This window comes from Collinsella sp. TM09-10AT (assembly GCF_003436275.1).
Classification (GTDB): Bacteria; Actinomycetota; Coriobacteriia; order Coriobacteriales; family Coriobacteriaceae; genus Collinsella.
Window position 1 is genome coordinate 1 of sequence record NZ_QSOP01000012.1, and the last position, 20,948, is coordinate 20,948.

Annotated in this window: 13 protein-coding genes; 5 read left to right on the forward strand and 8 right to left on the reverse strand. The window is 61.7% G+C overall.

Annotation, left to right across the window (positions count from 1 at the left end; genetic code table 11):
* Positions 1-212 precede the first annotated feature (212 nt).
* From DXD77_RS06165 to DXD77_RS10280, 4 genes are all read right to left on the reverse strand, one after another.
* The gene (locus DXD77_RS06165; protein ID WP_117564533.1) at positions 213-770 is read right to left on the reverse strand and encodes a hypothetical protein; all 558 of its coding nucleotides are present in this window, start codon (positions 768-770) and stop codon (positions 213-215) included.
* A 235-nt stretch (positions 771-1,005) separates the two neighbouring features.
* Positions 1,006-1,542: a PTS glucose transporter subunit IIA gene (locus DXD77_RS06170; RefSeq protein WP_055310775.1), complete on the reverse strand. Its 537-nt coding sequence runs from the start codon at positions 1,540-1,542 to the stop codon at positions 1,006-1,008.
* 139 nt (positions 1,543-1,681) lie between these two features.
* Positions 1,682-3,121, reverse strand: a complete 1,440-nt coding sequence (locus DXD77_RS06175) for a glycoside hydrolase family 1 protein (protein ID WP_117564532.1) — start codon at positions 3,119-3,121, stop codon at positions 1,682-1,684.
* 248 nt (positions 3,122-3,369) lie between these two features.
* On the reverse strand, positions 3,370-4,398 hold the full coding sequence (locus tag DXD77_RS10280) for an AraC family transcriptional regulator (RefSeq protein ID WP_158549105.1): 1,029 nt from the start codon (positions 4,396-4,398) through the stop codon (positions 3,370-3,372).
* Between the two features lie 97 nt (positions 4,399-4,495).
* Between DXD77_RS10280 and DXD77_RS06195 the strand changes: the two genes are divergently transcribed.
* Positions 4,496-7,111: a glycosyl hydrolase gene (locus DXD77_RS06195; protein ID WP_158548949.1), complete on the forward strand. Its 2,616-nt coding sequence runs from the start codon at positions 4,496-4,498 to the stop codon at positions 7,109-7,111.
* A 273-nt stretch (positions 7,112-7,384) separates the two neighbouring features.
* The gene (locus tag DXD77_RS06200; protein ID WP_117564529.1) at positions 7,385-8,239 is read left to right on the forward strand and encodes a MurR/RpiR family transcriptional regulator; all 855 of its coding nucleotides are present in this window, start codon (positions 7,385-7,387) and stop codon (positions 8,237-8,239) included.
* A 150-nt stretch (positions 8,240-8,389) separates the two neighbouring features.
* Here the strand turns inward: DXD77_RS06200 and DXD77_RS06205 are convergent, their stop codons facing one another.
* Positions 8,390-9,703: a DUF4038 domain-containing protein gene (locus DXD77_RS06205; RefSeq protein WP_117648245.1), complete on the reverse strand. Its 1,314-nt coding sequence runs from the start codon at positions 9,701-9,703 to the stop codon at positions 8,390-8,392.
* A 207-nt stretch (positions 9,704-9,910) separates the two neighbouring features.
* Positions 9,911-11,338 carry a PTS transporter subunit EIIC gene (locus DXD77_RS06210; RefSeq protein ID WP_117564528.1) on the reverse strand — a complete coding sequence of 476 codons (1,428 nt, stop codon included), beginning with the start codon at positions 11,336-11,338 and terminating at the stop codon, positions 9,911-9,913.
* A gap of 489 nt (positions 11,339-11,827) precedes the next feature.
* Between DXD77_RS06210 and DXD77_RS06215 the strand changes: the two genes are divergently transcribed.
* Together DXD77_RS06215 and DXD77_RS06220 are read left to right on the forward strand one after the other, a co-directional pair.
* On the forward strand, positions 11,828-13,165 hold the full coding sequence (locus DXD77_RS06215) for a prolyl oligopeptidase family serine peptidase (RefSeq protein ID WP_117564527.1): 1,338 nt from the start codon (positions 11,828-11,830) through the stop codon (positions 13,163-13,165).
* Positions 13,166-13,431: 266 nt separating this feature from the next.
* Positions 13,432-14,943: a nucleoside hydrolase-like domain-containing protein gene (locus DXD77_RS06220; RefSeq protein WP_117564526.1), complete on the forward strand. Its 1,512-nt coding sequence runs from the start codon at positions 13,432-13,434 to the stop codon at positions 14,941-14,943.
* A 376-nt stretch (positions 14,944-15,319) separates the two neighbouring features.
* Here DXD77_RS06220 and pyrE read toward each other — a convergent pair whose 3' ends face one another.
* On the reverse strand, positions 15,320-16,000 hold the full coding sequence (pyrE, locus tag DXD77_RS06225; RefSeq protein ID WP_117648223.1) for an orotate phosphoribosyltransferase: 681 nt from the start codon (positions 15,998-16,000) through the stop codon (positions 15,320-15,322).
* 436 nt (positions 16,001-16,436) lie between these two features.
* On the opposite strand from pyrE, the gene mgtA reads away from it, so the two are divergent.
* Positions 16,437-19,205, forward strand: a complete 2,769-nt coding sequence (gene mgtA, locus DXD77_RS06230) for a magnesium-translocating P-type ATPase (RefSeq protein WP_117564524.1) — start codon at positions 16,437-16,439, stop codon at positions 19,203-19,205.
* Between the two features lie 99 nt (positions 19,206-19,304).
* Here mgtA and DXD77_RS06235 read toward each other — a convergent pair whose 3' ends face one another.
* The gene (locus tag DXD77_RS06235; protein ID WP_117646426.1) at positions 19,305-20,849 is read right to left on the reverse strand and encodes a helix-turn-helix domain-containing protein; all 1,545 of its coding nucleotides are present in this window, start codon (positions 20,847-20,849) and stop codon (positions 19,305-19,307) included.
* Between the last annotated feature and the right edge of the window lie 99 nt (positions 20,850-20,948).

The window sequence follows — 20,948 nt, forward strand, 5'->3', positions numbered from 1 at the left end:
GGCCAGGCCCGATTTTGCCTCTTGACAATGTCCTGCTCATATTAAAAGGAACGCCCCCAAGTGCAGCACCATGGCAACGTCGCAGGTAGAGGACGGACAGCGAGCGGGCACCAGAGCGAACAAATTGGCATGAAAAGAGGACGGCATAGACCTTCTGGTCATGCCGTCCTCTTTGAATGACAAGTTGTCGCTCTGGTGCCCGCGTAACCCCCCTAGTTCATCATCGCATTCATCATCTCGGTGGTTGCGGAATCGTCGGCAGACCACTCGCCATCGTCATTGCAGGAATACTTGAAGGTGACCTTGGTGTCCTTGGTCTTAGCAGCCTTGGTCACATCGACCATAACCTGACCGGCCATCTTGTACAGCTCGTCATCGGAAGGCATCGAATCGAGCGCGGCGACCTTCTCCTGATACTGGGTGGCAAAATCCTCAACGATCTGGTTCATGGACTTGCAGGTAATGGTGACCTCGGCAGTTGCGGTGCCCTTGTCCTCGTCGACCGTCACGTCACCGATCTTGTAGTCAAAACCCTCGAGATAGCTCTTGGCGTACTCCTTGGGATCGATACCCAGCTGCTCGAACTCGTCGCCCGAGGCCTCTTCCAGGCCGGCGAGGAAGTCGTCGCCGCCGTTCTTGACCTCGTCAAACTGCGTCGTAAGATCCTCGGTGATGAGCTCCTCAACCGAAGGACCTCCGCAGCCGGAAAGCACAACCACGCACGCGACCAGAACAGCCATCAGGGGCGCAAGCAGCAGCTTCTTCTTCATGACATTCCTCCCAACAAGCGGCACCGCGCTTCCCGACGCGGTGCGCGTCGTAACAATAAGGCCATATTAGCCGATAACGAACACCCCCGGCAAAGCAAAGGCGCAGTCGGCTCGATTTAACGTCCGAACGGTTTACCGGTCCGCCCAACGCGCAATAAAACGTTCCGCCGCATTGCAATAAAAAAGGGCGGCCGGATAACCCGACCACCCCAAAACACCCTTATGTTGCCGCAGACTACTTGCGGACGACCTTGACGATGGCATCGCCGGCGGCGACAGCGGAGTCAGCCTCGACGGCGAGCTCGACGTCGGCGAACTCGGCGGTGTTGGACACGGCCACCACGACGCAGTCCTTGTAGCCGGCAGCGGCGATCTTGGCGCGGTCGATCTTGAGCATGGGCTGGCCAGCCTTAACGACGTCGTCGGCCTTGACGAAGCCCTCGAAGCCGTCGCCGTTCATGTTGACGGTATCGACGCCAACGTGCACCAGAACCTCGATGCCGCTATCGGACTGCAGGCCCACGGCGTGACCCATGGTGACGGTCACCTTGCCGTCGCAGGGAGCGTAGACCAGATCGTCCTCGGGCCACACGGCGCAGCCCTTGCCCAGAACCTCGCCACCAAAGACGGGATCGGGCACGTCGGCCATCTTGATGACCTTGCCCTTGACGGGCGAGCACAGCACGTCGGCGCCGGCAGAAGCAGAGATGGAGGCCGGAGCAGCGGCAGCCGCGGGCTCAGCCTTCTTCTTGAACATGTCAAACAGACCCATACGTTTTCTCCTCTTGATCAAGCGCAACGTTATGCGCATGCCTATGGTGATTATAGTGCCAAATGGTTCAAATGCTAAGGTGGGGACTCGAATCGCGAGCCCGTACCAAGGCTTTCCCCGGTGGCACTCATCTTGTCAATTAAGCCAGGCCCTCGGTACCGTTGGACTTGATGATCTTCTGGTAGGCGAAGAAGCTGTCCTTGCGGCGGCGCTCGTAGGTGCCGGTGCCGTCATCGTACTTATCGACGCGGATAAAGCCGTAGCGCTTGCGCATCTCGCCGGTGCCGACGGAGACCAGGTCGATGGGACCCCACCAGGTATAGGCGATCAGGTCGACGCCGTCCTCGATGGCCTCGCCCATGGCTTTGACATGGCTCTGGAGGTAGGCGATGCGGTACGGGTCGTGGATGGAGCCGTCCTCCTCCACCTCGTCGTAGGCGCCCATGCCGTTCTCGACCACCATCAGCGGAATCTCGTAGCGGGCGTAGATCTCGTTGAGGGCGATGCGCAGGCCCGTCGGGTCAATCTGCCACCCCCAGTCGGTGCTCTCGAGGTAGGGGTTCTTGCCGCCAAAGGCCATATTGCCCTCGGTCATCTCGTGGTCCTTATGGGTGCCCACGGTGCCCGACATGTAGTAGCTAAAGGTGTAGAAGTCAACCTTGCCGTCGGCGATGTCCTGCAGGTCGCCGTCGGCGATGTTAAGCTCGATGCCGTTCTCGGCCCAGAAGCGCTTGGCGTAGAACGGGTACTTGCCGCGCACCTGCACGTCGGAGCAGTACCAGTTCATGGTGTTCATCTCCTGCTGGGTGGCAAGGACGTCGGCCGGGTCGCACGTGGCGGCATAGGACAGGATAAAGCAGTCCATGTTGCCCATCTTGAGCTTGGGGAAGTGCTCGTGCGCATAGCGGATGGCGCGACCGCTCGCCACAAACTGGTGGTGGAGGGCCTGGAAGCGCTGCTGCGGAGTGGTGTGGGCGCCGGAGGCCGGGCCCTCGTAGCCGCGAATCATGCTGGTCTCAAAGAGGTTGCCCAGGTCCAGGGTGCCACAGTTGATCTCGTTGAAGGTGAGCCAGTAGGTCACCTTGTCGTGATAGCGCTCGAGCACGGTCTGGGCATAGCGCTCAAAGAAGCCGATAAGCTCGCGGCTCTCCCAACCGTTGTACTTCTCGACCAGGGCATAGGGCATCTCGTAGTGGCTAAGCGTAACAAGCGGCTCGATGTTGTGTGCGCGCAGGCAGTCGAAGACGCGGTCGTAGAAGGCAAGGCCGGCCTCGTTGGGCTCGGCATCGTCACCGTTGGGGAAAATGCGGCTCCAGGAGATGGACATGCGGAACATGGTAAAGCCCATCTCGGCAAAGAGCGCGATGTCTTCCTCGTAGTGATGGTAGAAATCGATACCGTCGTGATTGGGGTAGAAGCGGTTGGGGTCGATGTCGAGCGTAATCTGACGCGGCTCCTTGTAGCTGCCGCCCAGGAAGTGGTCGTCTACGCTGGGGCCGCGGCCGTCAACGTTCCATGCGCCCTCAAACTGGTTTGCGGCCGTGGCGCCGCCCCAAAAGAATCCCTCGGGAAATCCCATATGTGCCTCCTCGCAGCGGGTTTTATGTGCTGAGCTGAGTATCGCGCGCGCCCGGGCGCCCAAGGCGCGGAGGCGGCGCATTGGACACTTCTTTTCGCCCCAGCGCGTCCGCCGGCTGACACTTTTTGATACCGAGGTCTAGACGAGGCAAAAATCGACCTGACGGCCACCCTCCAACCCGGGTGGATGAAACGAAACGACCTATTTAGATGTGGCATATCGATAGCTAAAAGCCCGCCCCGCCTTGCTCATCCACGGTATGTTGCCGGCGTGCAGCCGTAGGCGGTGCGGAACTTGCGATAGAAAAAGCTCATGTTCTCATAGCCAACGGCACGCGCCGCCGCCTCGGCCGTGGCACCCGCGCGCAAGAGCTCCGCGGCACGCGCGAGCCTGCGCTCCTGGACCAGCTGTCGGTAGGTCTTTCCCACATGCTGCTTGAGCAGCGCCGACGCGTAGTTAGGGCTCACATGAAAGCGTGCCGCCATCTCCTCGAGCGAGCAGGTGGCAAACGAGCGCTCGATGTAGCCGAGCATCCCTGCCACGAGCGAGGCCGCGCGCCCCGACTCATCGCGCCCCGCCGCCGCGCCGCGCACGAGCTCGTGCTCGTAGCAATCCATGAGCTCGGCCAACAGAAGCTGAAACAGGCGCAGAACGATCTCGGCGCTGTTGAGGCTCGGCTCGTAGCGTTCGCAGAGCATCTCCTGCATGTAGCGCCGCACGCGCCGGCTCTCCCCGCAGCGAAAGCGCACGTGCCCGCGATGGTCGGTCTCGCTGTTGAGCGCGTTGAACAAAAACCGCGAGACCGCGCTCTCGCGCGAGAGGCTCGCCTCGAGGCCGCGCTGCAAAAAGGTACGTGAAACGGTCATACTTAGCATGATGTCATCCTCGCCGAGCGCCGCCACCGCGTGCGGGCAGGCGGCATCGAGCAGCAGTACCTCGTTGCGTTCGAGCACGAGCTTCTCCCCCGCAACCGTCTGCGGACAGCGCCCCCGGTACACATAGCTGATCTCAACGTAGTCGTGCACATGCTCGGGTACCGCGTTAAAGCGCGAGTTTCTCCTGATCATCAGGCCAGCTGGCATTCCGGCCTGAGCATATTCCGCCCCCATCTGCCCGATCTTTCGCACCGACCGTCCATCGACCTCAACGCGCTCGGTCATGATCGACCAGTCAAAGGGAGCCTCGTCCCTATATCGCCTCTCGCTGGCGCTCAGCTCGCTCAGCCGGCGCTCGAGCTCCAAGATCTCCATGGCCCCACCAATCGTTGATTCGGTCATATTCTGTCGTGATTTGGATATTAGCACGCCATCGCCCGCACGCCAGAATGGAGTCATGCAACATACGCTGCCCACCATCGGCTTGCAAGGAGGATCCATGACCGCGTACTACCAGCAGGTGCTCAACGGTGCCTATGACAACCACGTGCTCCCGTTTTTGTGGATGAAGGGCGAGGACCAACAGACCATTGCCGAATATCTGGAGAAGATTGCCGGCGCCGATATCCACGAGGTCTGCCTCGAGAGCCGCCCGCATCCCGATTTTTGCGATGAGGGCTGGTGGCGCGACCTGCACTTTGTGATCGACACGTGCAAGCAGCTGGGCCTCAAAATCTGGATCTTAGACGATGCGCACTTTCCCACCGGATACGCCAACGGCGCCGTCAAGGAGGCGGCGCCCGAGCTCCGCAAGATCGTTCTCACCCACCGCACCATCGACGTGGTGGGCCCCACGCCGCAGGCGAGCATCGCGCTCACCAACATGTTCGACAAGACGGAGCGCTTCTATGGCGTAACGTTTATGCAGGAAGGGCGCACCGTCGAGGTCGAGCACCGCGTAATCGAGGACGAGCACGGCATGCCCTGCCGCTTGGTCTTTGACGCACCGGCCGGCACCACGCAGGCGTGCGTGATGTTCACGAGCGGCAAGACCTCCTACAACGAGGACTACATCAACATGGTCGACCGTGCCTCGGTGGCGCAGCTCATCGATGCCGTGTACAAGCCGCACTTTGCGCATCTGGGCGATGAGTTTGGCAAGACCATCCTGGGCTTTTTCTCCGATGAGCCCGGCTTTGCCAACGAGAAGGGCGTCACCGGCGCCAACGGCATCTCCGACACACTCATCGGTAAGGCCACCGCGCCCCTGCCCTGGTCGGCCGAGCTCGAGCGCCGCCTGCGTGCGGCGCTGGGCGAGCGCTACCTGGACGAGCTCCCGCACCTGTGGGATCGCAAGGACGCCGGCGCGCACGTGCGCCACGCGTACATGGACATTGCGAGCACGCTCTACAAGGAGTGCTTCTGCGACCAGCTCGGCGACTGGTGCCGCGCGCACGGCGTGCAGTATATCGGCCACGTGATCGAGGACAAGGATTGCCACGCGCGCCTGGGTGTGGGCGCCGGCCACTACTTCCGCGCCGTGGGCGGCCAGGACATGGCGGGCGTGGACATCGTGATCAACCAGCTCATCCCCGGCATGGACCGGGGGCTCCACTCCTACGGCCGCGGCGTGTGGGACCTGGAGTTCTACAACTACGTGCTGCCCAAGCTGGGCTCCTCGGCAGCGCATCTCGACCCCAAAAAGCAGGGCTGCTGCATGGCCGAGGTATTTGGCGCCTTTGGCTGGCATGAGGGCCTGCGCGAGATGAAGTGGATCGCCGACCACGTTATGGTGCGCGGCGTCAACTGGTTTGTGCCACACGCCTTTAGCATGGCCGCCTTCCCCGATTTCGACTGCCCGCCGCACTTTTACGCGCACGGTCAGAACCCCCAGTTTGCGCACTTTGGCAAGCTCATGAGCTACATGAACCGCACCTCGAGCCTGCTTTCGGGCGGGCGGGCCGCCACGCCGGTGGCGCTTCTGTACCACGCCGATGCCGAGTGGGCGGGCGAGGCCTCGTTTATGCAGCATGCCGCCGCCGAGCTCGTGCGCGCGCAGATCGATTTCGATATCGTGCCGGCCGAGTCGTTTGAAGATACCGAACGCTACTCCGTGGAGTTCGCCGCAGACAGCAGCGGCTTTAGCGTGAACGGCCAGGCGTACCGCTGTCTGGTGATGCCCGGCGCCGAATATGCCGGCGGGGCCGTACTCAACTTTGCCGCGCGCGCTGCGGCCGCAGGCGCTGGCGTATATGCCCTGGATAAGCTGCCGAGCAAGCGCTATGACGGCGAAGCTGCCAGCCGCGCGGGCTTTGCCCCCGTGGAGGCCAGCGAGCTTGCACGTGTGCGTGTTGTTGCCACTTCCGAGCTTGCGAGCGTGCTCGCCGCAGCCGGCATGCAGACCGTGTCGTGCACCGAGCCGCAGCCGTGGCTGCGCGCGCTTCGCTACGACCGCGCCGGCGAGAGCTACCTCATGCTGGTAAACGAGCATCCCAAGCAGGGCATTCACACGCATGTTGAGTTCGCAGACGGCGCGCCCGTGCACGGCGTGCGCCTCGATTTGCTCAACGGCAGCGCACCCGTCGCCTTTGACGGCACGCTTGAGCTCGCGCCCTACGAGAGCTGCATTGTGGTGCTCGGGGCCGAGGCGCCCGCTGCCGCCGAGCGCGGAAACTCCGATGCCGAGCGTGAGGTCATGCGCGTTGACGGCCCCTGGAACGTCTCCTTTGCCACGCCCGACGCCGATGCCACGCACCTGGTCTTTGACGAGGCCGTCGAGCTTGGCGACCTGCACGATCTTTCCTGCGCCGAATTCCCCGGCAAGGCAGGCACTTTCCGCTACCAGGCAAGCTTTGCCGTTGCTGAGAACCTCGCCGGCGCCGCGCTCGACCTGGGCGAGGTCTTTGAGACCGCCACGGTCGCACTTGACGGCGCGGATCTGGGCTGCCGCATCTGTCCGCCCTACCGCTTTGAGCTCGGCACCCTTGCCGCCGGTGAACATGCGCTCACAATCGATGTAATCAACACCCTCGACCACGCCATCCCCGACATCTTCGCCCTCACCGAACCCTCCGGACCCAGCGGCCTGCTCGGCCCCGTGCGCCTGCTTGGCTAACGGCATCGAAGCCCACTTCAATCAAGGCAAAATCCTTGGTTGAATCTAAGTCAGCGAGCGGGTTCCAAGTGCCCCAGGTTGCCACGAAGCAAGGCGGCATAGGGCTTTTGCCCATGCCGTCGAAGCTGAGCGGCAAGATGGGGTGCTTGGGGCCCGCGCAGCGTCAAGCGGTCCGCCGTTCGTTAGAACGGCGGACCATAGAAAGGGCTTGCTCCCCGGCGTTTTGTTTACCGCTATGATTGATACATAGCGACACGAACGCATAGGAGTCATATGGACATCAAGCGCAAGATCACGCAGGGCAAGGAGCTCACCCCCACCGAGCAGCAGCTCGGGCAGACGGTTCTCGCCATGGGCGAGGACGTCCGCGGGCTCTCCATTAAGGAATTTGCGCGCCAGGCCAATGTCTCCGTTGCGAGCATCCACCGCTTTTGCAAAAAGCTCGGCCTCGAGGGCTTCAAAGAACTCAAGGTCGAGCTGATGCGCGCAGCCTCGCGCGCAGACTCCGCCCCCGAGGTGGATATCAACTTTCCCTTTGATGCGACCTCCAGCGCCCAGGAGATCTCCGAGCGCATGGCGCGACTGTACGAGACCACGCTTTCCGAGACGCGCGAAATCCTCGACCCGGCACAGCTCGACTACGCCGCCAAGCTCGTCTTACGCGCCGGCACCGTGGACATCTACACGGGCTCGCACAACCTGTATCCGGCGGGAATGTTCCGCGATCGCCTGCTTTCCGCCGGTAAGAGCTCAACGTGCTACGACAATATCGAGGCCCAAGTGCGCACGGCGCTCGCCTCGGGCCCCGACCATGTGGCAATCGTCATCTCCTACAGCGGCCTTGCCCCCAACCTCAAGGAGATCTTGCCGATCCTCTGCAGTCGACATGTCCCGGTCATCGTCATCGGCACGCCATACTGTGCCCGCATTCACCCCGGCTTTGCGGCATATCTCACCGTAAGCGATATCGAGAGCCTGAGCCACCGCATCACGCAGTTTGCCAGCCACATCGCCGTGCAATACGTACTCGATTCGCTCTACAGCAGCTACTTTGCCAAAGATTACGCCCGCTGCTCCGAGTTCCTCGAGCAGTCCTTCCCCTTTACCAAGCTGCCCGGGCTCAAATAAAACGAGAGAGGATTTTTGGTCACTTAAATGACGAGGGTGGATAATCTCCCACTTTGAGCCCGTACACAGGCAAAAAACGGGAGATTATCCACCCTCATTCTGTAGTCGTTACTCGGGCCTTTTTGCCGCCGGTCGCGTTGGAACCGCGCGCTACTGAGCGGACGAGACCACCAGGAGTGCATCGTGCTCGAAGGGATGCTGGGCCACGCGCACGGCACCGTCGACGGGCACAACCGGCAGGTTTGCCACGCGCTTGTTCTCTAGGTCAAACGCCACAGCATTCCAGGCGGTGGTGCCGCCCTCGAGTTTGAGCTTGACGGACGTGGTCCTCGGCAGATAGACCACCACGCGTTCGCCCACGCGCGCCACGCGGATGGCCTCGCGTGCGTCGTCGAGCAACTCCTGCGCGGGTTCAACAGCTACCGCCCCATCCGCGCTCGTGGCACCCAGGCCGCGCAGCACGTGCTCGATCAGGCCAAAGTCCCACACGCCCGCAAACTGCAGGCACTCTTGCCAGCGGAACGGCATGTCAAAGCCCTCGCCAAGGACGCTGCCACGGCTCTGAGAGGTCTGCCAGTTCCACACGCCGTGCGCACCGTAGGTAATGCCCGCCGAGGCACCGGCCAGGATGCTCGACCACACGCTTGCACGGCAATCCTGCGCGGTAAAACGCCAGTACACGTTGCGCGACGCACCCATCTGCTCGTAGCAGGGCTCGGAGTTGACCATCGGGCGCTTGGGATAGTTGGCGCGGAAGTCCTCGGGGAGCTTCCAGGCCTCGGGCTGACCCTCGTAGTTGTGCCCGGGCTGGAACATGTAAAAGTCCAGGCGCTTGGCAAACTGCGTGGGCAGGCTGCGGTTGCCGCGGTTGATGTGCATGGTGCGCAGGGCCTCGGGCGCCAGTTTGGCGGCCTCGTCGAGCGCCTCCTCGTAATAGGCAATCGCCTCGCCACTGGCAAAGTCGGTATCGCCCGTCACCACGTAGACGGGGTCGAACTCGCCCAGGTTCTCGACGACACGCGCAACGTGGGCGCGAACCTCCTCGCGCGGCATAATCTCGGCACCGCAACGCTCGGCAATCTTGGCGCCCCAGGTACCGGGCACGTAGTTACACCACATGAGCACGAGCGCCGGGCGAATGCCGTGCTCCACAGCTGCCTCGCACATGCGGCGGGCGCGGTCCCAGTACTCCTGGTTGGGCGCGTTCCAGTCAAAGTGAACGCCGTCCTCGCTCGCGTAGGGCCAGATACCCAGATCGGGCAGGCAGCGGTCCCACTGCGGCAGGGTGTTGATCTGCAGTACGTTCATGCCCTGCTCGGCACGGCGGGTCAGGTAGTAGTCCCAATCCACCTCGGTGATGCTCGTGAATGCGCTCCAGCACGTATCGGCAAACCAAAAGAATGGTTTGCCGTCGCACAAGAAGCCATCCTGGCGACCGTTAACGGTCAGTTTTCCCAAACTCATCTGCATGTCCTTTCGTTTGACAAAGGAGTTGCGAACCGCCGGGGGCTTTCGCGGTAGCCCCGCGCGAAAGCCCTCGGCACTTGGCAATTCCTCGCGGGCGGATCTCATCCGCCCCCAATCAGTCTACCTTGCAAAAAAGACCCCGCCGGGCTTGCGCCTGACGGGGCCCTGTCGTGTAGGGGTCTTTTTAGACCGAATGGCTTGGCCTTAGGCCTCCATCTCGGCGAGCTCCTCCTTGGAGAAGCCGGAGACAAAGACGACGGCAGCGGCGATGACAAAGGAGATTGCCATACCGACGATAGCCCAGACGGTGTTCATCTGGCCGCCCTGCAGGTAGTTGGTGAAGACCAGGAAGTTGGAGGCACCGCCTGCGAGGTAATAGGTAACGCCCATGAGGCCGGAGAACACAGCGCCGATGGCACCGCCGATGAACATGCCAAACATGGTGCGACGGAAGCGCATGAGGATACCGAAGAGCGCGGGCTCGGTGACGCCGCCGGCGATAGCGGAGATGACGTAACCGATGGCAAGGGACTTCTCGTCGGGGTTCTTCATCTTGAGGAAAGCACCGAAGGCGCAGCCCCAGACAGCGGCCATGGCGCAGTTGGTGGAAACGAAGACAAAGGGATCGAAGCCGGCGGCGATGATCTGAACCTGAGCGAGCAGGATGACGGGCATGTGCATGCCGCAGACCACGAAGAGCTGCCAGAAGGCGCCGAGCACGGCCATGACGACGAGGACGCCGATGCCGCCCATATCAGCCAGGCCAAACAGAGCGTTTGCGATGAGGGAACCGATCTCGTTGCCGACGGGGGCAAGGACGATGAAGGCAATGGGGATCGTGACGATCATGGTGCAGAACGGCGTGAAGACCGTGGAGAGCACGTCGGGCATGACCTTCTTGAAGAACTTCTCGATGAAGTAGAGGACAGGCACCGAAAGGATGATCGGCAGAACGGACTGCTGATAGTTGGCGGCAGCGATCTGGATACCGTAGACGGAGATGATTCCGCCACCCTCCTGCGTAGCGGCCGTCACCACGGACGGGGCCATGAGAGCGCCGCCGAGGAGCATGCCGAGCACAGGGCTGGCGCCGAGCTTCTTAGCCGCAGCATAGCCCAGATAGATGGGGATAAACGTAAAGGTTGCCTCGTACAGCGTGGTGTAGAGGAAGGTGTAGGTCGGGTCGTCGGCCGAGAGCACGCCGAGCATGGTGGGACCGAGGACCGCGGCGATGGTGCGGAACAGACCGCCGGCCATGAGCAGCGGGATGAGCTGGGTCATGGAGCCGGACAGATAGTCGAGGATGATGTTCGGCAGGTTCTTGAGCTCGAACTTCTCCTTGGGCGCGTCGAGGTTCTCGTTGACGGCCTCGCCCTGCTTGACGCCGGACATGGCCACAAACTCGGCGAGCACCTTGGGCACGTTCTGGCCGATGATGACCTGGAGCTGGCTGCCGGCGAACTGGCAACCCAGAACACCCTTGACCTTCTTGATCTTCTCCACGTCGGCCTTGCTGTTGTCCTTGAGCGTCAGACGCAGGCGCGTCATGCAGTTGGTGGCGACGGTAACATTCTCCGCACCGCCCACGAGCTCGAGGACATCGGTGGCAATCTGCTTGTTATCTACTGCCATGGGACCCCTCCCCATATCTTCGTGTGCCTATCCGCTTGGGCGTAGGCACGCCTTTGGCCCGGTGACTATAACCCCTTACGGTTACCGAACCCTTGGATACGTCGTCGTAAACATTGTGTTTACTGAACGTTTACGGACTTTAGTTTACACGGAGCGCCTCATTTGTGGCAATTCTGCCGTCTAGAGTCCGGTGAACGGTAGGAAATCGGGGGTAAGCGTATTTAGACGGTAGAAGATCGTCTATTTGACCCGATATTGATATATGGCTATTTACGTGGGCTTTTATTTTGATAAACACCTCTATAACCTGTTGGATCCTCAACAAAAGTCCTGCTAGTTAATAGTAAACGTCTGTTTAGTAGTTCATTGCGTGTTCAGTTTTACCGTTTACCGAGTTCATCTGCTCATTCTACAGTTCTGCATTAAACTAAACATGTTTAGTCTGTATTGCCGCTCTTGTTTAGTACTTGCGGCACAAAGGAGTAGCTCATGGAACTCAAATCGTGTACCTACGCAACCGTCACCACGCTGGGCGATTTTGGCCCCTGGATCAGCAAGGTCGTACTCGACTTGCCCTGTACCGTGCGCGCCAACGACGTGAACGAGCACACGTTCAATATCTACTGTGCCCGCCACGAGCGCGCCGGCGAGGTCTTGATGCGCAAGGAGCACGGGACCGATCACGCGGCGCCCTCCGTGGGCTACGTGCCGGTCCTCGCCACCTACCCCTGTGATGAGAACGGCCAGCGCCTGCCCAAGGGCACACACGTAGCGCTCGAGACGCCCGAGGTGCGTCTCACCAAAGAGATCGAGGGTGGCGTGCTGGGTTCGCGCTATATAGAGAACCGCCTGCGCGTGACGCAGCTTGTGGCGCTCCCGGGCGAAGACGGCGATGACCCCACCGCAGGTCTCGTCTTCGACCGCAGCCGCGGCGACATCTGCCCCGCGCTCAAGGGCTGGCATAACGCCGTGCAGCAGACGCCCGTCGACGGCATCGCGCTCGAGTACGGCTATTATGAGCCGAGCTTTGAGCCCGCTGACTCCGCGCTCTTCAACCCGTTTGCGCCTGAGGACACGCCCGCCGTCGAGAAGGCGCCGCTGATCGTGTACCTGCACGGCGCCGGCGAGGGCAAGGGCGCCACGCAGGGCGAGGGCGCGACGCGTGCTTACACCGGCAACCGCGTGACAGCGCTCTCACAAAAGCAGATCCAGCGCTACTTTGGCGGCTTTGCCTGGGTGCTCGTGCCGCAGTCGCCCACCTTTTGGATGGACAACGGCATCGAGCAACTCGGTCGCTCCAACCAGAGCATCTACTCCCCCGTGCTCAAGGCGCTCATCGACGAGTTTGTCGCCGAGCATGCCGACCGCATCGACACCGATCGCATCGTGGTCGCCGGTCTTTCCAACGGCGGCTTTATGACCCTGCGCCTGTGCGCCGACTACCCCGATTTCTTCGCCGCGGGCCTTCCCTGCTGCGCGCCGTGGTACAACGCCACGGACGAGGACGTGGCCGCACTCTCCAAGACGCCGTTGTGGTTTACGCACTCCAAGGGCGACGAGCTCGTGTGCCCGCAGCAGACGGTGCTGCCGCTCACGGCGCGCCTGCGTGATGCCGGCGCCAACGTGCACCTCACCTACTTTAGCCATGTCGAGGACCTGACCGGCGTGTACCGCGAGGCCGACGGCTCGGCCAAGAAGATATTCAACCACGGCGTGTGGATCCACCAGTTCAACGACCTGTGTTATCAAGACTTCGACGGGGGCAACGTACTCATCGACGGCGAGCCGGTGGGCTGCTGGGAGTGGTCGGCCAGGGTTTCGAGGTAACCATTCCATCGGGTGCCCCGCCCTTTAGTTTTGTGAACGTCCTCGCGCATGGGCCCGTTCATCCTGCTCCTTCGGAGCATCGGATAAACGGGCCCGCGCTGCGGAATGTTCACAAAACTAAAGGGCGGGGCACCCTGAGCTAACGTTGTTCGAAACGCTGGCCGGGCGCTTCCGGCGGACCGCCGGGTCGGTGGCGATGTGAGCGTGGGTCCCGTCTTGCCTTGCGCGTAACTGGCTGAAAAAAAATCGTGGTTGGAGTTGTTCCTATGTCTCAGAATTTGACTCGGGTGATTGTCACCACCGATATGGAAGTCGATGATATGAACTCTCTGGTTCATTTGGCTCTGTATCTCAATGTGCTCGATGTGCAGGCTGTGGTGTACACGGCTTCGCAATATCACTTTCTTGGCGATGGTGTCCATACGCTGGGCGAGGTGAATCCGCATTGGCGGACCAAAGGTGTGCGCTCCTATACCTGGGACGTCGTTCCGCACGAGCCCGACCCCGAAGCTGGCTCGCTCATGGAGTACCGTCCATTCCCCGAGGGTTGGATCGAAAGCCTGTGGAGCAACGAGTATGCCCAGGCCTGGCCGCAGCTGCAGGCCAACGCCGCTGCCGCCGGCGAGCCGTCCTTCCCCACGCCCGCTCAGATGATCGAGCGCACCTATATGGGCAACGCCGCCTTTGAGGGCGACGTGCGCGAGGAAACGCCCGGTTCGCGCGTCATCGCCGACGCCATCATGGATGACGATCCCCGCACGCTGTGGCTGCTCAGCTGGGGCGGTATGAACACTATCGTTCGCGCCCTCATGAGTATTTCCGAACGCTATCGCGCCACACCCGAGTGGCCCGCCGTTCAGCAGCGGATCTATCAGAAGGTGCGCGTGATGGGGGTTGCCAATGGCGTAGGCCAGGACAACTCATGGCTCGACCATGGGCGCGAGCTCTTTCCCAAGCTCGTCTTTTGGCGCGTGCCCTATAGGTATGGCGGCTATGTCGACGCCAAGACGGCTCAGCCCGATACGCTGCGGCTGTTTAAGGCTCCTTGGCCTGCACAGAACCTCACGCAGGGCAACGGCCCCCTCATGGCGCGCTATATGCTCTATGGCGATGGCAAGGTCTACGAAAACGAGCCCGAGCGCTTTCAGTTTGGCAAGCATGCCCGTCTGGATTGGGGTCTGGAAGGCATGCCCGCGATGCAGTTTGAGCGCGGCGACTTTATGGCCGAAGGTGACAGCATGACCTATATTCCGCTGCTGCCGTTTGGCCTGCGCGGTATCGACGACCGCGGCTTCGACACACTGCTCGGCCGCATGTTTCTTGATGGGCATCCTGATGCAAACGCGCCCGCCGGTTTTGCCGCTATCAGCACGCCCGCAGACGACAATCCCAATCCCTACCTGCGCGCTTATCAGGAAGACTTTGCCGCCCGCGCGCAATGGTGTGCCCACGATCCGGCAGTCTGCTCGCATCCGGCGTATGTTGTCGAGGTTACGGCCGACCGTAGCGCCGCTGCTAGCGAGCGCGTCGCCCTTGCAGCGACGATTGTCGACCCCGACGACCGCGGCTTCGACGCACATTGGGATGTCGCCGTAGGCCCGTCGAGCTATGCGGGCGCCCAAGATCTGTCGCTTTGGCAAGAATGCACGGTGGACACCGCCTTCATCGTGCCCGCCGACGCACGACCAGGCGACCGCTTCGTGCTCACCCTCAGCGTGCAGACGCGCGCCGAGCGCCCCTGCACCCGCTACGCCCAGATCGCCATCACCGTCGCGTAGCAACCGGCGGCGCCCACATTCGGCAAGGAGTGTCCCCAGGTGCCGGCACAAAAGAAACGTCCCCAAGTGCCAAAATGACGAGAGTGGATAATCTCCCACTTTGAGCCCGCAAACAGGCCAAAAACGGGAGATTATCCACTCTCACTCTGCGGGCACTCATTTAAGTACGTCCCCAATGAGTACCCAATGAGTACCCCCACAGCAACGGCAACGCCGATGTTTTGGCAACGACAGCGAGCGGGTCGCATTTGAGACAAGGTGACGTGAAACGAAAGGGCGCTGACCTTCTGGTCGCGCCCTTGAAGTTGAACGTCAGATTGTCCAAATGCGGCCCGCGCAGCGTCGGCCGGTCCGCCGTTCGGCAGAACGGCGGAACCTACTTAACTCCGTACTGCTCGTAGTAAGCGTCGATGGCGGCCTTGAGCTCGTCATCGATGACGACCTTGCCGTCGATCTCGTGGTTGTAGAGGGTCTCGACGACCTCGGCCATGGAAACGATGCTCGCGACGGGGAAACCGTACTTGGCCTCAATCTCCTTCTGAGCGGTGGTCACGCCGCCCTTGCCGACCTCCATGCGGTTGAGCGAGACGATCAGGCCCTTGATCTCGACATCGGCCGCAGCCATGACCTTGGGATAGGTCTCGTCGATGGACTTGCCGGAGGTGGTCACGTCCTCGACCATCACCACGCGATCGCCGTCCTGGGGCTCATAACCCAAAAGGTTGCCCTTGTCGGCACCGTGGTCCTTGGCCTCCTTGCGGTCACAGCAGTACTTGACCTCCTTGCCGTACAGCTCGTGGTAGGCAATGGCGGTAACAACAGCCAGCGGAATACCCTTGTAGGCCGGTCCAAACAGCACGTCAAAGTCGTCGCCAAAGTTATCGTGGATGGCCTGGGCATAATACTCGCCCAGCTTCCTGAGCTGATAGCCCGTCACGTAAGCGCCGGCGTTCATAAAGAACGGGGACTGACGGCCGCTCTTGAGCGTAAAGCTGCCGAACTTAAGGACGTCGGACTCGACCATGAACTTGATGAACTCTTGCTTGTAAGCCTCCATGCGGGCTCCTCTCGTGTTCGCGTACGTGCCTTCCAGTTTAGCGCAGGCAGGGCTCATTGCGGGCGCGCTTTGAGACCGCGACATTCTGTAAAGGCTTTGTCAGGGGCGATGATTTTCCGAACAATGGGGTTGACACGGCAAACCCCCTCATCAAGAATACGGGCGGATTCAAACGGGCACGAGATGCCCGAAGCGCGCCGCGCCCGGCCTTAAGGAGGTGTGCCATGGAAGGCAGTCATAGTCGAAAAACCTGCATGTCGCCCTCGGCACGCCGCGAGGATTCCGCGCACGCATAAGCGCCACTAACCGATCGTCAAAACCACCACCAAGGTGCCTGTCCCCTTTGTGGTGGTTCGCGAGTATGACGTGAGCGACATCTAGGTTTTTTAAAGCAAATACGACACGTACGCTAACTCCCTTCAACAAGGAGGACCCTATGCTGATGCTCAAAACCGCCACGGTACTCGAAGCCATCTCCAAGCGCCGCCGCACGGCGCGCCCCGCCGCTCACGCCGGCCTGTCAAAGAACACCATATTCGCCGCCACCCATAGCGCCGAGGACGCCCTCGTGCTGCTCGACACCACGGCCGACGGGCTCACTGCCGAGCACGCCGCCGAGCGCCTAGACGCCACCGGGCCCAACACCATCGAGGCGCCGACCAAAACGCTCGCCCGCCGCATCGCCGACGCGTTCATCGATCCCTTCGCCGGCATCCTCGCCGCGCTCGCGCTGGTCTCGCTCTACATCGACGTGCTCGCCGTGCCCGAGCCGCAGCGCGACCCTTCCACGGTCATCGTCATCGGCATCATGCTGCTGGTATCGGGCGGCATGAAGTTTATCCAGGAAGCCCGCAGCGGCAATGCAGCCGAGGCCCTCAAGGACCTGGTCTCCAACACCTGCTGCGCCCTGCGCGACGACGAGCGTCTCGAGATCCCCTTCGACGAGCTCGTCCCCGGCGATGTGATCCACCTCTCTGCCGGCGATATGGTACCGGCGGACGCCCGCATCATCACCGCGCGCGACCTGTTTGTGATCGAGTCAGCGCTCACGGGCGAAAGCGAGGCCGTCGAGAAGACCGCTGCCGCCACGGTTATCGAGGGTGCCGACAGCTCCGCGCTACCGCTCTCTGCCTGCAAGAACATCGTCTTTACCGGCACCTCCGTGCAAAACGGCAGCGCCATGGCACTTGTCGTCGCTACCGGATCGGACACCTACCTGGGCGGCATCGCCAAGATGCTCAACGGGCGCGGCGAGAAGAGTGCGTTTGACCGCGGCGTCTCGAGCGTCTCCATGTTGCTCATACGCCTCATGCTCGTTATGGCGCCGGCCGTCTTTGCCATCAACGCCGCCACCAAGGGCAACGTCATCGACGCGCTGCTGTTCGCCACGAGCGTGGCCGTGGGCATCACGCCGCAGATGCTTCCCGTCATCGTGACCACGAGCCTGTCGCAGGGCGCCAAGGACCTCGCCCGTCGCCAGGTTATCGTCAAGGACCTGCCGGCGATTCAAAACCTGGGTGCCATGGACGTCCTGTGCTGTGACAAGACCGGCACCCTCACCGAAGACCGCATCGTGCTCGAGCGCTACCTCAACACCGACGGCAACGAGGACGCACGCGTACTGCGCCATGCATTTTTGAACAGCTTCTTCCAGACCGGCCTCAAGAACCTTATCGACCTGGCCGTAATCGACCGTGCCGACGTGACGCCCTCGACCGTCGTGCCCGATTCCATGCTGGGCCAGAGCCTGCGCGACCGCTATACCAAGGTCGACGAGGTGCCCTTCGATTTCTCACGCCGCCGCCTGAGCGTAGTTGTCGCCGACGCCCAAGGCAAAACCCAGATGGTTACCAAGGGAGCTGCCGAGGAAATGCTCGAGATCTGCTCCTTTGTCGAGGTCAACGGCATCGTCCAGCCGCTCGCCGACGAGGAGCTCGCCCAGATTCGCAAGCAGGTCGCCGGACTCAACGCCGAGGGTCTGCGCGTGATTGCCGTGGCGCAGAAGACCAATCCGCGCTGCGTGGGCGAGTTTGGCATCGCCGACGAGTGCGACATGGTACTGATGGGCTTTTTGGCCTTCCTCGATCCGCCCAAGGCAAGTGCCGCGGGCGCCGTCGCCACCCTCGAGGCCAAGGGCGTAGCGGTCAAGGTCCTGACCGGCGACAACGATCGCGTCGCTGCAACCGTCTGCGAACAGATTGGTATCGACGCGAGCAACGTCTTGCTGGGCTCCGAGATCGATGCGCTCGATGACGCCGAGCTTGCCGAGCGCGCTGAGAAAACTCATCTCTTTGCCAAGCTCTCGCCGCTGCAGAAGGCGCGCCTGGTGCGCGTCATGCGTGAGCTGCTCGGTCACACCGTGGGCTTTATGGGCGACGGCATCAACGACGCCGCCGCCATGCGTGCGAGCGATTGCGGCATCTCGGTCGACTCCGCCGTCGACATCGCCAAGGAATCCGCCGATATCATCTTGCTCCAGAAGGACCTGGGCGTGCTCGAGCGCGGCATCATCGAAGGCCGCCGCACCTACGGCAACCTGCTCAAGTACCTCAAGACCACGGTGAGCTCCAACTTTGGCAACGTACTGTCCGTAACCGTCGCGAGCCTGTTCTTGCCGTTTTTGCCCATGAGCGCCCTGCAGCTGGTACTGCTGTCGCTGGTCTACGAAATCGTGTGCATCGCGCTGCCGTGGGACACCGTCGATGACGCCTGGACTGCCCGTCCGCGCGCCTGGGACGCCGCGTCCATCAAGGGCTTTATGCTCGAGCTGGGCCCCGTGAGCTCGCTGTTTGACATTGTGACCTTTGCCGCGCTCTTCTTTGTGGTATGCCCCGCCGCCGTGGGCACGAGCTGGTCCGAGCTTGCCGCCGCGGGCGACGTCGCGGGCATGGCGACCTTTGCGGCGCTCTTTCAGAGCGGCTGGTTCGTTGAGTCCATGTGGTCGCAGACGCTCGTGATCCACATGCTGCGCTCCCCGCGCCTGCCGAGCCCGCGCGACCACGCCGCCCCCGCGCTGTGCGTACTCACCGTGCTGGGCCTGGCGCTCGTCACCTGGCTGCCGGCAAGCCCCATCGCCGATGCACTGGGGCTCATGCCGCTGCCAACGAGCTTCTTCGCGCTGCTCATCGGCATCGTCGCCGCCTACATCGCACTCACTCAGCTGGCCAAGCACCACTACATCGCCCGCCACGGCGAGCTGCTGTAGCGTCGCCGGAACTATCGTCAAGAATGCCCGGGCCGCCGCGACCCGTCCCTGCTGGCCGCAGCGGCCCAAAACAGCTAAAAAAGCCCCGTCCCAAATTAACTAATCATTTGGTGTCCAAGACCAGAAGAAGTTGATAAGGGCCACGCGCGAGGCGGCGCCGGTCTTTTTGTTAATCGAGGCGATATGACGGTAGAGCGTGGAGCGCGAAAGGAAGAGCGTTGCGGCGATGTCCTGAACGCTCTCGTGCGATGCGACCAAGGCCTCCAAAATATCGCGCTCGCGCTCTGTAAGCTCAAAGGCGGCGACAAAGGCATCGAGCCGCTCGCCGAGCGTGAGCTCCGGAACCTCCGCGAAATCGGGCTCGCTCTGAGCAGACGCGCGGTCCGCACCAAGATCATCGGCAGCAAACGCCAGCTCGCCGGGCGCCGCAGCGTCATCGGTCCGATGCCCAGACTGCCCCAGCAGCGAAATCGCAATGCCCACAAACAGCACGAGCACCGCACTCACCGCCAGCAGCACGTTCTGGCTCGAGACAATCGCCACCGCCGGCGCCGTCACGAGCATCGCGCAAACGTTGCTGATGACACGACCCATGCACGGCCACAGATACGACCAGTGCGCATAAACCGAAATGGCAGCAAATTTCGTCGTGAAAAACACCACGAAGAAGCCCGAACCCAGATAGAAAATCGCCATGGCCGCAAGCGCATTACCGCCATTGCCGTCGACGAGCAAGACAAAGAACGAAAGCGTGGACAACATGGCAGTGCAAGTCATGGTGATGTTCATATACGAACGACCGTGCAGGTCAAATAGGGCGCCGGCGACTAGAGCGCTCACGCCCATCAGCAAGCGCGGCCAATCGCCCAAGTCGATGGCCCCGGCGGCGTGCGAGGTCGTGAGCCCCGCATTGAGGGCGGCAAACACGCCAGCAAGACAGGCGATTGCGACCGTCAAACGCACCACGGCGCGCCGAAAAGCCGCCGTTGATTCAGAATCGTCTTGCCATTTGGCGCCAAATTCCGACGCATCCACCGAAAGCTCGGCGATATCGGACTCGCTCCCAGGCTCAGATTCACCGCGCAGCTTGGCACGACGAGCGTCGTGGAGCAGCGCCACCTGCACAACCGCACAGGAAACAAGAACAAACTGTTGCGGAATTCCCGCGGGCATCACCATATGGTTGAGCACCTGCACCAGAACGCCCAGGGCATACGAAAGCGCCGCCGCGCGCGCCAAATACGGCGTCCGTGCAAAGCGTCGCGCAAAGTTGGCATGGGCGGTCGATCCGCAGTAGCCCAGCGTGCAGCACGCTATCAAACCGCCAGCGATTACCACCTCAAACCGAACAGCCATAATCAGCAGCAGCAATGCCGATACCAGCAGCACGCCCGTGACGTCGCTCGTCGTATCGATCGCATGGGGGCGGCGGTAGTACAGAAGGGGGCGCACAAGAAAGCCGATCACGCTCGCACCGACGATGAAGCTCTCGTAGACACTGACCTCGCTCGGCGGCACAAACTCGGCAACGCGCACGTCAAAAAGATACTCGCCAGCCAAATACGTAAAATAGAACAGCGCCAGGCATATAATCTCCCGAATGCCCCGACGCAAGTATGCGGCTGCGTCTCCCATGCCTCTCATGAATCCCCCCCCCCCCCCCCGCACTCAAATGTCTGTAAAACTATTTTAATAAAGAATCAGTCCCAATATCGAAGCCGTGCTCGAAATGCCGCATATTTG

Excerpts from the sequence above, each read along its gene's own strand:
- DXD77_RS06165 (WP_117564533.1), bottom strand. The coding sequence starts at position 770 with ATGAAGAAGAAGCTGCTGCTTGCGCCCCTGATGGCTGTTCTGGTCGCG.
- DXD77_RS06170 (WP_055310775.1), bottom strand. The coding sequence starts at position 1,542 with ATGGGTCTGTTTGACATGTTCAAGAAGAAGGCTGAGCCCGCGGCTGCC.
- DXD77_RS06175 (WP_117564532.1), bottom strand. The coding sequence starts at position 3,121 with ATGGGATTTCCCGAGGGATTCTTTTGGGGCGGCGCCACGGCCGCAAAC.
- DXD77_RS10280 (WP_158549105.1), bottom strand. The coding sequence starts at position 4,398 with ATGACCGAATCAACGATTGGTGGGGCCATGGAGATCTTGGAGCTCGAG.
- DXD77_RS06195 (WP_158548949.1), top strand. The coding sequence starts at position 4,496 with ATGACCGCGTACTACCAGCAGGTGCTCAACGGTGCCTATGACAACCAC.
- DXD77_RS06200 (WP_117564529.1), top strand. The coding sequence starts at position 7,385 with ATGGACATCAAGCGCAAGATCACGCAGGGCAAGGAGCTCACCCCCACC.
- DXD77_RS06205 (WP_117648245.1), bottom strand. The coding sequence starts at position 9,703 with ATGAGTTTGGGAAAACTGACCGTTAACGGTCGCCAGGATGGCTTCTTG.
- DXD77_RS06210 (WP_117564528.1), bottom strand. The coding sequence starts at position 11,338 with ATGGCAGTAGATAACAAGCAGATTGCCACCGATGTCCTCGAGCTCGTG.
- DXD77_RS06215 (WP_117564527.1), top strand. The coding sequence starts at position 11,828 with ATGGAACTCAAATCGTGTACCTACGCAACCGTCACCACGCTGGGCGAT.
- DXD77_RS06220 (WP_117564526.1), top strand. The coding sequence starts at position 13,432 with ATGTCTCAGAATTTGACTCGGGTGATTGTCACCACCGATATGGAAGTC.
- pyrE (WP_117648223.1), bottom strand. The coding sequence starts at position 16,000 with ATGGAGGCTTACAAGCAAGAGTTCATCAAGTTCATGGTCGAGTCCGAC.
- mgtA (WP_117564524.1), top strand. The coding sequence starts at position 16,437 with ATGCTGATGCTCAAAACCGCCACGGTACTCGAAGCCATCTCCAAGCGC.
- DXD77_RS06235 (WP_117646426.1), bottom strand. The coding sequence starts at position 20,849 with ATGAGAGGCATGGGAGACGCAGCCGCATACTTGCGTCGGGGCATTCGG.